General features: G+C 66.5%; 11 protein-coding genes. 3 read left to right on the top strand and 8 right to left on the bottom strand.

Annotated elements, in window-relative coordinates:
• Position 1: 1 nt before the first annotated feature.
• A complete protein-coding gene (locus tag AC1RAD_RS04655) occupies positions 2-622 on the bottom strand; it encodes a PilN domain-containing protein (protein WP_070059948.1) in 621 nt (206 codons plus the stop codon).
• On the bottom strand, positions 619-1,698 hold the full coding sequence (locus AC1RAD_RS04650; RefSeq protein WP_062471776.1) for a pilus assembly protein PilM: 1,080 nt from the start codon (positions 1,696-1,698) through the stop codon (positions 619-621). Before AC1RAD_RS04650 ends, AC1RAD_RS04655 begins: the two co-directional genes overlap by 4 nt.
• Before the next feature lie 251 nt (positions 1,699-1,949).
• On the opposite strand from AC1RAD_RS04650, the gene AC1RAD_RS04645 reads away from it, so the two are divergent.
• Positions 1,950-4,361, top strand: coding sequence for a penicillin-binding protein 1A (locus AC1RAD_RS04645; RefSeq protein WP_169805026.1), 2,412 nt, complete (start codon positions 1,950-1,952; stop codon positions 4,359-4,361).
• 24 nt (positions 4,362-4,385) lie between these two features.
• Here AC1RAD_RS04645 and cyaY read toward each other — a convergent pair whose 3' ends face one another.
• Entirely contained in the window at positions 4,386-4,718 is a 333-nt protein-coding gene (gene cyaY / locus AC1RAD_RS04640) for an iron donor protein CyaY (protein ID WP_062471779.1), read from the bottom strand.
• A gap of 12 nt (positions 4,719-4,730) precedes the next feature.
• Here cyaY and lptM point away from each other — a divergent pair, with 12 nt between their 5' ends.
• Complete coding sequence (gene lptM / locus AC1RAD_RS04635; protein ID WP_062471782.1) at positions 4,731-4,982, top strand: LPS translocon maturation chaperone LptM; 252 nt, start codon at positions 4,731-4,733, stop codon at positions 4,980-4,982.
• Complete coding sequence (gene lysA / locus AC1RAD_RS04630) at positions 4,979-6,256, top strand: diaminopimelate decarboxylase (protein WP_492734059.1); 1,278 nt, start codon at positions 4,979-4,981, stop codon at positions 6,254-6,256. The genes lptM and lysA overlap by 4 nt, the downstream gene beginning before the upstream one ends.
• 7 nt (positions 6,257-6,263) lie before the next feature.
• Here lysA and msrQ read toward each other — a convergent pair whose 3' ends face one another.
• From msrQ to AC1RAD_RS04605, 5 genes are all read right to left on the bottom strand, one after another.
• Positions 6,264-6,917 (bottom strand): protein-methionine-sulfoxide reductase heme-binding subunit MsrQ, encoded by a 654-nt coding sequence (gene msrQ, locus AC1RAD_RS04625; protein WP_492734551.1) that lies wholly within the window; start codon positions 6,915-6,917, stop codon positions 6,264-6,266.
• Positions 6,918-6,948: 31 nt separating this feature from the next.
• Entirely contained in the window at positions 6,949-7,962 is a 1,014-nt protein-coding gene (gene msrP, locus AC1RAD_RS04620) for a protein-methionine-sulfoxide reductase catalytic subunit MsrP (protein WP_492734058.1), read from the bottom strand.
• A 116-nt stretch (positions 7,963-8,078) separates the two neighbouring features.
• The gene (gene ccsB / locus AC1RAD_RS04615; protein WP_447787563.1) at positions 8,079-9,398 is read right to left on the bottom strand and encodes a c-type cytochrome biogenesis protein CcsB; all 1,320 of its coding nucleotides are present in this window, start codon (positions 9,396-9,398) and stop codon (positions 8,079-8,081) included.
• The gene (locus tag AC1RAD_RS04610) at positions 9,395-11,575 is read right to left on the bottom strand and encodes a cytochrome c biogenesis protein ResB (protein WP_492734057.1); all 2,181 of its coding nucleotides are present in this window, start codon (positions 11,573-11,575) and stop codon (positions 9,395-9,397) included. The genes ccsB and AC1RAD_RS04610 overlap by 4 nt, the downstream gene beginning before the upstream one ends.
• Before the next feature lie 121 nt (positions 11,576-11,696).
• Positions 11,697-12,368 (bottom strand): c-type cytochrome, encoded by a 672-nt coding sequence (locus AC1RAD_RS04605; RefSeq protein ID WP_095743749.1) that lies wholly within the window; start codon positions 12,366-12,368, stop codon positions 11,697-11,699.
• Positions 12,369-12,419 lie beyond the last annotated feature (51 nt).

Below are 12,419 nucleotides of genomic sequence, written 5' to 3'. Positions count from 1 at the left end.
ATTACCCCTTCGCCTGCGCCTTGGCGGCCAGGGCCTTCTCGGCCTCCGCCTTCTGGGCGTCGGTGGGCCGCTTGAGGCCGATGCGCATCGTGAAGTTCGCCACGCGGCGCTGGTCGCGCTGGCTCAGGTTCACATTGGCCGAGGTGATTTCGACCAACTCGGGCTTCACCAGCCAGGGGCTGTTGTTGCCGAGGTTGCGCAGCAGCTCCGACACGCGCTCGTTCGACTGCGCCATGCCTTGCAGGGTCACGGTCTGGTTCTCCTGCTTCATGCTGGTGAGATAGACGCCGTCGGGCAGTTGCCGGACGAGTTCGTTGAGCAGGTGCACGGGCAGGTTGCGGTCGCCTTGCAGGTCTTCCACGGCCAACTGGCGCGCGCGCAAGGCTGCGATTTCTTCCTGCAGTGTCGAGATTTCCTTGATCTCGACTTCGAGCTTCTTGATCTCGGCCTGAAGGAAACCGTTCTTCGATTGCTGAGCCGAAATCTGGGCCTCGAACCACAGGTAACCGAGGCCGGCGATCAGGGCGCCCAGCAGCGCGGCACCACCCAGGGTGCCGTAGAAGGCCTCGCGGCGGCGCTTGCGCGCGGCTTCGCGGTGCGGAAGCAGATTGATCAGGATCACTGCAGGAACCTCCGCATGGCCAGGCCGCAGGAGGTCAGATAGGAAGGCGCTTCGCGGCGGACCTTCTTCTCGCGAATGCTGGGGCCGAAGTCCATGCCATCGAACGGATTCACGAGCGAGCAGGCAAAAGAGGTCTGGCGGGTCACGGCATTGGTCAGCCCCGGCAGCGACGACGAGCCGCCCGCCAGCAGCACGTAGTCGACGCGGTTGTGCGGCGTGCTGGTGAAGAAGAACTGCAGCGCCCGCGCGATTTCCTGCGCGATGCTTTCGACGAAGGGCTTGAGCACGCCCGAGCCGTAGTCGTCGGGCAGGTCGCCGCTGCGCTTCTTGGCTTCGGCTTCCTCGGCGGAAAAACCGTACTGGCGCACGATCAGCTGGCTCAATTGAGCGCCGCCGAAGGCCTGGTCGCGGTCATACAGCACTTCCTGGTTGCGCAGCACTTGCATGCTGGTCGTGAAGGCACCGACTTCGAACAGCGCCACGATGGCGTCCACGCCCTTGCCCGGCAGTTGCTCGATCAGGCGCGCGGTTGCGAGGCGCGAGGCATACGACTCGACGTCGAGGATCATGGCCTTCAGGCCCGCGGCTTCCGCCAGGCCCTCGCGGTCCTGCACCTTCTCCTTGCGAGAGGCGGCGATCAACACTTCCACGTCGCCGACGGAGGTCGTGCTCGGTCCTGTCACGCAGAAGTCGAGGCTCACTTCATCGAGCGAGAACGGGATGTACTGGTTGGCTTCGGATTCGACCTGGATCTCGAGCTCCTGCTCGCTCATGCCGCCCGGGAGAATGATCTTCTTGGTGATGACCGCCGAGGGCGGCAGCGCCAGCGCCACGTTGCGGGTCTTGGTGCCGCTCTTGCGCACGACGCGGCGCACGGCTTCGGCGACTTCGTCGAATTTCTCGACGTTGCCGTCGGTGATCCAGCCGCGTTCGAGCGGTTCGATGGCGCAGCGCTCCAGAACCAGCTTGCCGCTGGCCTCACGGCCGAGCTCCACCAGCTTCACGCTGGACGAACTGACGTCCAGTCCCAGCAGGGGGGCGTTCTGACGACGAAACAATGATCCAAGAGCAGCCAAGTTAGGTCCCTCTCCCCCTGTTATTTGTAACCAATGGAAAAATATGCGTTCGGTTGCATGCTAGCAGCAGGCACAGCGCCCACCAAGCGTGCAGAAAGCCCGGAACCGACAACCGTTGTCAAAACGTGACGTCAAAGCCGCATTCTGTAACTTTCTGCTTAGCCCCTGGAGAGGGAATGCGCGAGGTAACAAAGATCCGGAGGCGCCGAGGGGGCGGCTTTTTATAATGTCCGGTGACTCTCCGGGCCCCCATGCAAGAAACTTCCAGCCCGAAAGGGCGCGCCAAGACTCCTCCACCCGAACGCCCCTTCTGGCTGAAATGGCTGTTGCGTTTCGTGTTCTGGGGGGCGGGCATCGCTGCGGCGGGCCTGCTTTCCATCCTGTGCGTGGTGGCCGTGGCCCTGGCAGTGGCCTATCCCAACCTGCCGGACATCTCGGAACTCTCCGACTACCGACCCAAGCTGCCGCTGCGCGTGTTCTCCGCCGAAGGCACGCAGATCGGCGAGTTCGGGGAAGAGCGACGCAACCTCACCCCCATCGCCGCGATCCCCAAGGTCGTGAAGGACGCTGTCCTCGCCGCCGAAGACGCCCGCTTCTATGACCACGGCGGCGTCGACTACAAGGGTCTGGTCCGCGCCGGCCTCGCCAACCTGAACCGCGTGAAGAGCCAAGGCGCCTCCACCATCACGATGCAGGTGGCCCGCAACGTCTACCTGAGTTCCGAGAAGACGCTGACCCGCAAGATCTACGAGGTGCTGCTGACCTTCAAGCTGGAGCACCTGCTCACGAAGGACCAGATCTTCGAGATCTACCTGAACCAGATCTACCTGGGCAACCGCGCCTACGGCTTCGCGGCCGCTTCCGAGGCCTACTTCGGCAAGCCGCTGTCCGAGATGACGATCGCCCAGGCCGCCATGCTGGCCGGCCTGCCGAAGGCACCCGGCGCCAACAACCCGGTCAACAACCCGCAGCGCGCACGCGGGCGCCAGTTCTACGTGATCGACCGCATGCAGGAGGCCGGCTTCATCACCGCCGAGCAGGCGGCCGAGGCCAAGAAGGAAGAGCTGCACCTGCGCGACGCCGCCGACCCGAACCGCCTGCACGCCGAGTACGTGGCGGAAACCGTGCGCCAGCTGATGTACGCCCAGTACGGCGACAGCACCTACACGCGCGGCCTCAAGGTCTACACCTCGCTGGTCGCCGCCGACCAGGCCGCGGCCTACAAGGCCCTGCGCAAGGGCATCATGGATTACGAGCGCCGTCAGGTGTACCGCGGCCCGGAGAAGTTCATCGACCTGCCGAACGACCCCAAGGAGCTCGACGAAGCGGTGGACGACGTGCTGAACGACCACCCCGACAACGGCGACGTGATGGCGGCCGTGGTGCTCAAGGCCACGCCCAAGGAAATCCAGGCCATCCGCGCCAACGGCGACGCCGTGCAGATCACGGGCGACGGCCTCAAGCCCGCGCAGTCCGGCCTGTCGGACAAGGCACCGCCCAACATCAAGATCCGCCGCGGCGCCGTGATTCGTGTCGCCAAGACGCCCAAGAACACCTGGGAAATCACCCAGCTGCCCGAGGTGGAAGGCGCGTTCGTGGCCATGGACCCGCGCGACGGCGCCATCAAGGCACTGGTCGGCGGTTTCGACTTCGGCAAGAACAAGTTCAACCACGTCACGCAAGCGTGGCGCCAGCCGGGCTCGAGCTTCAAGCCCTTCATCTACTCGGCGGCGCTCGAAAAGGGCTTCACCCCCGCCACCGTCATCAACGACGGCCCGCTGTTCTTCGACGCCGGCACCACCGGCGGCCAGCCCTGGGAGCCCAAGAACTACGGCGGCGGCTTCGACGGTCCGATGTCGATGCGCACGGCGCTGATGAAGTCGCGCAACCTCGTGTCGATCCGCATCCTGCAATCCATCGGCACGCGCTACGCGCAAGACTGGATCACCAACTTCGGCTTCGACAAGGACAAGCACCCCGCCTACCTCCCGATGGCGCTCGGTGCCGGTGCCGTCACGCCGATGCAGATGGCGGTGGGCTATTCGGTGTTCGCCAACGGCGGCTACCGCGTGAATCCGTACCTCGTGACCCGCGTCACCGACCACAAGGACCGCGTGCTGGTCGACGTCCAGCCGCCACTGCTCAACGAAGCGTCGCGCGCCATCCCGCAGCGCAACGCCTTCATCATGGACACGCTGCTGCAGTCCATCACGCGCGCCGGCACGGCCGCGAAGGCGCAGGCGATGCTCAAGCGCCCCGACCTCTACGGCAAGACCGGCACCACCAACGACTCGCTCGACGCCTGGTTCGCGGGCTTCCAGCCCACCATGACGGCGATCTCGTGGATCGGCTACGACACGCCGCGCAACCTGGGCGACCGCGAAACCGGCGGCGGCCTGAGCCTGCCGATCTGGATCAACTACATGGAAACCGCCCTCAAGGGCGTGCCCGTGACCGACCTGTCGACCACGCCGCCTTCGGGCATCGTGAGCGTCGGCGGCGAGTGGTACTACGACGACTACGCGCCGGGCCGCGGCGTGTCGAGCCTGGGCGTGGAATCTTCCGCGCCGGTGGCACCGGCCGAAGCCCTGAGTGGCCCGGCGATCAGCGCGCCTGCACCGCCCGAGGAGCGCAACCGCATCCTCGACCTGTTCAGGAACTGATCAAGAAAGACGGAGCGCGGCGGCTCAGGCCGCCGCGAACACCAGCGGCTGCCCCGCTTGCAGGGTCGCTTCGCGCGACAGGTTGCCGAAGAATTCTTCCCCGGTCTTGGTGTCCACCCACACCCGGCCGTCATGCCGGTAGTGGTAGCCGCCGGAGCGCGCCGCCAACCAGATTTCCTGCAGCGGCTTCTGCAGGTTCACGATCAGCTGGCTGCCGTTGCGAAACGACATCGTGATCATCCCGCCGACCCGCTGGTTGTCGATGTCGGCGTCGGTCGCGTCGTTGATGCGGTCGCAGCCCTGCTCGATGGCAGCAAGCGCCGCCTCGGCGCGGTCCATGTACTCGGTGTCGGTCATTACAATTTCAGCATGTTGAATGTTCGCCAAATTCTAGTGAGCGCTCGCGCCCGCACCGCGCTCATGGTCTGCCTTGCCGCCAGCGCGGCGGGCCTTGCGGCGTGCGGACAGCGCGGCGCGCTCTATCTGCCGACCGATCCGGCGGCCGCCCAGCGCGCCACCTTGCCCCAATTGCTCACCCCCGGCGGCTCCAAGGCCTCCGACAATGAAGCGGCCCCCAAGCCCGCCGCAGCCAGCAGCGCCCCCGCCTCCCCCCAGAAATGACGACGAACACCCCCCTGCCCGGCCACCCCCACATCGCCCACCGCGACGGCGCGCTGCACGTCGAGGGCGTCGCGCTCGACGCGCTGGCGCGCACGCACGGCACGCCGCTGTTCGTCTATTCGAAGCAGTGGATGCTCGACGCCCTGGCCGCCTACCAGCGCGGCTTCGAGGGCCGCGAGGCGTTGATCTGCTACGCGATGAAGGCCAATTCCTCGCTCGGCGTGCTGCGCGTATTCGCCGAGGCCGGCTGCGGTTTCGACATCGTCTCGGGCGGCGAACTGTCGCGCGTGCTGGCGGTGGGCGCCGATCCGAAGAAGATCATCTTCTCGGGCGTCGGCAAGACGCGCGCCGAGATGCGCCAAGCCCTGGCGGCCGGCATCGCCTGCTTCAACGTCGAGAGCGAAGCCGAACTCGACGTGCTCAACGAGGTGGCGCTGGCCGAGAAGGTGCGCGCGCCGATCAGCATCCGCATCAATCCGAACGTCGACCCGAAGACACACCCCTACATTTCCACCGGCCTGAAGGGCAACAAGTTCGGCATCGCGCACGACCGCGCGGTGCAGGCCTACCAGCACGCCGCCCGGCTGCCGGGTCTCGAGGTGGTCGGCATCGACTGCCACATCGGCTCCCAGATCACCGAAGCCTCGCCCTACCTGGACGCCTGCGACCGCGTGCTCGACCTGGTGGAAGCCATCGAGGCGGCCGGCGTGCCGATCCATCACCTGGACTTCGGCGGCGGCCTGGGCATCGACTACAACGGCGAAGTGCCGCCCAAGGCCGATGCGCTGTGGCAGCAGCTGCTCGCCAAGCTCGATGCGCGCGGCTTCGGCCAGCGCAAGCTGGTGATCGAACCCGGCCGCTCGCTGGTCGGCAATGCCGGCGTCTGCGTGACCGAGGTGCTCTACACCAAGCCCGGCGAAGACAAGAACTTCTGCATCGTCGACGCGGCCATGAACGACCTGCCGCGCCCCGCGATGTACCAGGCCTTCCAGAAGATCGTACCGCTGCGCGAGCGCGCCGGCGACGCGCCGACCTACGACGTGGTGGGCCCGGTCTGCGAAAGCGGCGACTGGATCGGCCGCGACCGCGCCCTCAACGTGGTGGCCGGCGACCTGCTGGCCGTGCTGTCGGCCGGTGCGTACTGCATGAGCATGGCCAGCAACTACAACACGCGCGGCCGCGCCGCCGAGGTGCTGGTGAGCGGCGCTACAACGAAGCCGATCCGTCGCCGCGAGACGATGGAAGACCAGCTGCGCGCCGAGATCGACGGCTGATCCGGTCTCAGCCGGTGCGCAGCGGCTTCTCGCTGCCGCGCACGGCCACTGCGGGCCTGGCCTGGCGCTTGCGCGCGAAATTCCAGACGCGCCACGCCAGCAGCACCCCGATGATCGCGGCGTAGACGAACACTTCGGCGAAGTTGTTCTTGCCCGCGCGCATCCAGAAGAAGTGCAGCAGCCCGAGCCCCGCGATCACATAAACCAGCTTGTGCAGCAGCTGCCAGCGCTTGGCGCCCATCGCCTTGATCGCGCGGTTGAACGACGTGGCCGCCAGGGGTGTCAGCAGCACGAAGGCCGAGAAGCCCACCAGGATGAACGGCCGCTTGGCGATGTCCTTGGCGATCTCGCCCCACTCGAAGCCCATGTCGAACCAGCTGTAGCACAGCAGGTGCAGCACCACGTAGAAGTAGGCGAACAGGCCCAGCATGCGGCGAAAGCGCGCCAGCGCGTTGAGCTTGGCGATCACGCGCAGCGGCGTCACCGCCAGCACGATGCAGATGAACCGCAGGGTCCAGTCGCCCGTCGCGCGGATCAGGAACTCGGCCGGGTTCGCGCCCAGCCCGTCGGTGAAGGCACCGAAGGCCAGCCGCGCGAACGGCAGCAGGCACAGCAGGAAGACGACCGGCTTGGTCGCCGGGTGCATGAGCAGCTTGTTCAGCATGGCGCAACGACCGGGCGGGGGCGCCCGCTCAGTAGTTCTTCTTCAGGTCCATGCCGGCGTAGAGCTGGCCGACCTGTGCCTCGTAGCCGTTGAACATCTCGGTCTTGCGCCGCTTCGCGAACAGGCCGCCGCCGTCGCCGATGCGGCGCTCGGTCGCCTGGCTCCAGCGCGGGTGGTCGACGTTCGGGTTCACGTTCGAATAGAAGCCGTACTCCTGCGCCGCAGCCTTGTTCCAGGCGGTGCTCGGCTCCTTCTCGACGAAGCGGATCTTGACGATCGACTTGGCTGACTTGAATCCGTACTTCCATGGCACCACGAGCCGCACCGGCGCGCCGTTCTGGTTGGGCAGCACCTCGCCGTACATGCCGAAGGCCAGCAGCGTGAGCGGATGCATCGCCTCGTCCATGCGCAGGCCTTCGGTGTAGGGCCAGTCGAGCACGCGCGAGCCGACGAAGGGCATGGTCTTCGGGTCGGCCAGCGTCACGAACTCGACGAACTTGGCATTGCCCTGCGGTTCGACCTTCTTGATGAGCTCGGCCAGCGAGTAGCCGACCCACGGGATCACCATCGACCAGCCCTCGACGCAGCGCAGGCGGTAGATGCGCTCTTCCTGCGCGCTGAGCTTGAGCAGGTCTTCGATGCCGTACTTGCCCGGCTTCTTGACCAGCCCCTCGACCTCCACGGTCCACGGCCGCGTCTTGAGCGTGCCGGCGTTCTTCACCGGATCGCCCTTGTCGACGCCGAACTCGTAGTAGTTGTTGTAGCTGCTCGCGTCCTTGTAGTCGGTGAGCTTTTCCATCGTCTGCGCGCCCGGCACGGCCGATTTGGCGCCCGGCAGCAGGGCCAGCTTGTGCGGGCCGGTCGCCTGGGCGAAGGCCTCGCGCCCGGCAAAGCCCGCCAGCGCGGCGCCTGCCGCGCCCCCGGCCATCAGCTTGAGCAGGTCGCGCCGGCCTTCATAGGCGGCGCGCGGCGTGATCTCGCTCGACAGCGGATGGTTGAAACCGTGGGTGTCGCGACGGTGCGAACGGGAAGGGAACGACATGGCAGGCCTTTCGCGTGAATCGTTGTGCTCAGGGTAGTTCGTGACATGCCCCGGTTTGGTTACGCGCCATGGCGGCGCGTGGTTTCAATTCTTCGCAAAAGGCGCCAGGCCTGCGCTTACAGCGTGCCGTAGCTGTGCAGCCCGCTCAAGAACATGTTCACGCCAAGGAAGGCGAAGGTGGTCACGGCCAGGCCGGCCAGCGCCCACCAGGCCGCCACGGTGCCGCGCAGACCCTTCACGAGGCGCATGTGCAGCCAGGCCGCGTAGTTGAGCCAGACGATCAGCGCCCAGGTTTCCTTCGGGTCCCAGCTCCAGTAGCCGCCCCAGGCATCGGCCGCCCACAGGGCGCCGAGCACGGTCGCGATGGTGAAGAAGGCGAAGCCGACGGTGATCGACTTGTACATGACGTCGTCGAGCACCTCGTTGGCCGGCAGGCGCGCCGCGATGCGCTTGCGGCCCAGCAGGATGCCCGCGGCGATCAGCGCCGAGATGCCCGCGTAGATCACCCAGTAGCTGCCGCCGGCTTCCTGCACGCGCTGGCGGAAGGCCACCGGCACGAAGCACAGCGCCACGCCCAGCAGCCAGATCGGCGTGAGCTTGTACCAGCGGGTCTCGCTCGCCTGTTCCTTGATGAGGTAGGCGAAGGCCACCATGGCCGCGAGCGCGAAGGTGCCGTAGCCGATGAAGTTGGCGGGCACGTGCAGCTTCATCCACCAACTCTGCAGCGCGGGCACCAGCGGCTGGATCTCATGCGCCTCGCGCACGATCGTGTACCAGAGCAAAAAGCCCACCGCCGCGCTGACCACCAGCATCACGAAGGCACCCAGCGCGCGCGTGTTGTAGCGCTCTTCGAAGTACAGGTAGAACGCCGCCGTCAGCCAGCAGAACAGCACGAACACTTCGTACAGGTTGCTCACCGGGATGTGGCCGATGTCCGGGCCGAGCTGGTGGCTTTCGTACCAGCGCACCATGGTTCCGATCAGCGCCATGGTCACGGCCGCCCAGGCCAGGCGGGAGCCGATCAGGTCGAAGGTGTCGGCCTGCTGCTTGCCGGCGGCGAAGCCGATCCAGTAGAACAGCGTGCTCATGAAGAACAGCACGCTCATCCAGAGGATGGCCGACTGGCTCGACAGGAAGTACTTGAGCCAGAACACCGAGTCGGCGCGCGCCAGGTCGCCCTGGTAGGAGCTGATGGCCAACAGCGAGGCCGCAGCCACCACCAGCGCCAGCACCCGCAGCGGGCGCCAGAACCAGCAGATGCCGATGACCGAGACCAGCGCCGCCACGAGGATCGGCTTTTCGTAGCTGTCCATCGAGCCGGCGTGGCGCATGAAGGCGAACGCGCCGCCGGCCAGCACCAGCGCCGCGAACACCCAGTCGAACAGGTTGCGGCGGGAGAGCCAGCTTTCGTGGAGCGTGAGGGTCGTGGTGTTCATGGTGACGCCGGTTCTTCTTTCTTCAGGGCGAGCAACCTGTGCTTCAGGTGCTCGAATTCGCGATCGCTGTCCAGGGTCTTGCGGTTGACCGAGAACGCCATCGTGGCGACCGTTTCGCGGCCGTCGTTGTCTCCAGAGGCGCCGCCGCCGGGTGTCAGCCACACCCACAGGCGGCGCTCGCGCACGTACAGCATGGCAAAAATACCGACGATCAGCAACAGACACCCCAGATAGACGATGTTCTTGCCAGGGGCGCGCGCCACCTGGAAGACGCTGGCCTGCACCTGGGTGAAGTCGGTCATCATCATCGCGACCGGCGCCGGGTAGAAGTGCGCGTCGCTCAGGGCCAGCACGGCCTGCGTCAGGTAGCCCTGCGATTTTTCGTCGTTCGGCAGCGCGGCCAGGCCGGCGCCTTCGCGGCTCAGGTTGAGCACCTCGAACAGCACGTCGTTGAGGATGCGCACCAGCACCGTGCCGGCGCGCTCGCGCTCGGCCTCGGGCACGTTGGCTTCCATGAATTCGGCAATCGCCTGCCAGCCGCCCTGCGACGCGGCGTCGGCCTTGGCGCGCTCGGCGCCCGAGAACAGCGCCAGCGCACGAGCGGCCGAGATGCGCAGCTGCTCGGCCATTTCGGGGCGCTTGGGGTCGGTCGCCTTGGCGATGTAGCGCTCGATGGCGCGCTCGCGCGTGGCGGGGTCGCCCAGCGCGGTGCGCATGCGCACGAAACCGTCCATCGAGCCTTGCTCGTCGGCCGGCACGCGCAGGTAGCGGAACGGCTCCTCGGGCTTCTCGCGCATGCCCAGCAGGAACACGGGCTGGCCGTCGCCGGCGTCGACCGGCACCATGTAGTTCTGGTACTCGCGCGCCTGGCCGGCCGCGTCGCGCAGCTTGTAGCCGATGCTCGGGCCGATGTTGCGCAGCACCTTGGGCTTGTTGGTCTTGTTGGCGGCGCCCAGGCGCGACTCGATGCCGTGGCGCAGGTCGACCTTGCGCACGTCGGCGCCGCTGCCCATGGCGCCACCGTCGGCGAAGTTCTCGACGTTGATCACCCGCAGCGCGGCGTACTCGAGCGTGAGCTTGTCCTTGCCGTTGGTGATCTCGGTGCTCGGGCCGCCGATGATGCCCTCGACCTCGAAGGGCTTGGCCGCGGCCGCCATCGGCACCGCCTTGAGCTTCACCGTGGAGCCGCCGTCGTCGAAGCTCGACTGGTAGATCTCCACGCCCTTGTAACTGGCCGGGTGGTTCACCTCGATGCGCGCGGGCACCTGCTCGCCGCTCTCGCGGTCGTGCAGCACCACCTCGCTGGCGAACAGCTTGGGCATGCCGGTCGAGTAGTAGTCGACGATGAACTTCTTCAGCTCGATGGTGAACGGCAGCTCCTGCAGCAGCACGCCGTCGGCCTGGTTCAGGATGGCCACGTTGCCCCGCCCACCTTCGGGCACGAGGATGTTGCCGCGGAAGGTCGGGTTGGCGGTCGACAGGCGATGCTCGGGCGCCACGTCGGCGATCATGCCGCCGCCCGTGAACACGCTCTTGCCGTTGAACCAGGTCTGGGCGCGCACCACGAGGTCGCCGTCGAGCAGGCCGCCGATGCACACCAGCACGATGGCGCTGTGGGCGGCGATGTAGCCCAGCTTGTGGGCACCGCCGGCGCGCGCCGCGACCATCCAGCCCGCTGCGGCCTTGCCGTCGGCGCTGGCGTTGCGCTGCTGCAGCTTGACCTTCCAGCCGCCGCTCACGAGCAACTGGCCGATGCGGTTGGCCGCCATGTCGGGCGTTTCCGCGAGCCGGTTCTCGGCGCGCTGGCCGAAGGCCTTGAGGCTCTGCGCGCGGATGTCTTCCTTGAAGGTGCGCAGGTCGATCAGGATGCGCGGCGTGTTGCGCGCGACGCACAGCGACGTGCTGATCACCAGGAACAGCAGGATCAGAAGGAACCACCAGGCGCTGTAGACCGAGTCGAGTCGCGCCGTGCGGAACAGCTCAGCCCAGAAAGGCCCGAACTGGTTGATGTAGTTGTTGATCGGCTCATGCTGCTTGAGCACGGTGCCGATGATCGAGGCGATGCAGATGACCGTGAGCAGCGCGATCGCGAAGCGCATCGACGACAGCAGTTCCACCGCGGCGCGAAGCAGCTGCGGGCCGCGATGCACGCGAAGGCCATGGGTGGAAACGGTCATCGGAGGGAAACCAGGAAAGAGGAAAAAAACAAAAGGGCGGGCCATCCTCCTGGATCGGCCCGCCCTTTGTTTGGGATTTTTATCGGCGGTTAGTTCACGCTGGACAGCGCGACGGCGGAAATCAGCGCAGGCCGGCGATGTAGTCGGCCACGGCCTTGATTTCGCGGTCGTTGAGCTTGGCGGCCACGCCGTTCATGGGCGAGCTGTTCAGGCGGACGTTGTCGCGGAAGGCCACGAGCTGGGCCACGGTGTAGTCGGCGTGCTGGCCGCCCAGGCGCGGGTACTGGGCCGGGAGGCCGGCACCGTTCGGGCTGTGGCAGCCGGCGCAGGCCGGGATCTGGCGATCGCCGATGCCGCCGCGGTAGATCTTCTCGCCGAGGGCGACCGTGTCCTTCTCCTTCGAGAAGCCCGGCTTGATCTTCTTGGAGCCGACGAACCAGGCGATGTTGCGCATGTCTTCTTCAGACAGCGCCGAGGCCAGCGGCTTCATGATGGCGCTCTTGCGCTTGCCGGACTTGAAGTCCTGCAGCTGCTTGAGGATGTATTCGGGGTGTTGTTGCGCCAGCTTGGGGTTGGCTGCGATGGCCGAGTTGCCGTCCGCGTTGTGGCACGAAGCACAGCTTTGGCTGTTGGCCGGCGTCGCATTGAACAGCGTGTCGCCCTTGGCGGGATCGGGCTTGGCCGGCTTGGCGGCTGCCGCTGCGGGGGCAGCTGCATGCTCATCGGCTGCAAAACTCGCGCTGGCTGCGACGCCCATGAGGGCTGCAAGCAGAATATTGGCAAACAACTTCATATCGGGGGCTTCGAATTTATGGCGCAAAACCCCGCGATTCTACAATGGCGC

The organism is Variovorax sp. GW823-FHT04B03 (assembly GCF_058796495.1).
Note: the sequence above shows the minus strand (reverse complement) of the source record. Positions and strands in the feature narration are given on the sequence as shown.

Coding starts and splice junctions, on each gene's coding strand:
- AC1RAD_RS04605 (WP_095743749.1), bottom strand. CDS start 12,368: ATGAAGTTGTTTGCCAATATTCTGCTTGCAGCCCTCATGGGCGTCGCA.
- msrP (WP_492734058.1), bottom strand. CDS start 7,962: ATGTCGTTCCCTTCCCGTTCGCACCGTCGCGACACCCACGGTTTCAAC.
- ccsB (WP_447787563.1), bottom strand. CDS start 9,398: ATGAACACCACGACCCTCACGCTCCACGAAAGCTGGCTCTCCCGCCGC.
- lptM (WP_062471782.1), top strand. CDS start 4,731: ATGTTGAATGTTCGCCAAATTCTAGTGAGCGCTCGCGCCCGCACCGCG.
- AC1RAD_RS04610 (WP_492734057.1), bottom strand. CDS start 11,575: ATGACCGTTTCCACCCATGGCCTTCGCGTGCATCGCGGCCCGCAGCTG.
- AC1RAD_RS04645 (WP_169805026.1), top strand. CDS start 1,950: ATGCAAGAAACTTCCAGCCCGAAAGGGCGCGCCAAGACTCCTCCACCC.
- lysA (WP_492734059.1), top strand. CDS start 4,979: ATGACGACGAACACCCCCCTGCCCGGCCACCCCCACATCGCCCACCGC.
- cyaY (WP_062471779.1), bottom strand. CDS start 4,718: ATGACCGACACCGAGTACATGGACCGCGCCGAGGCGGCGCTTGCTGCC.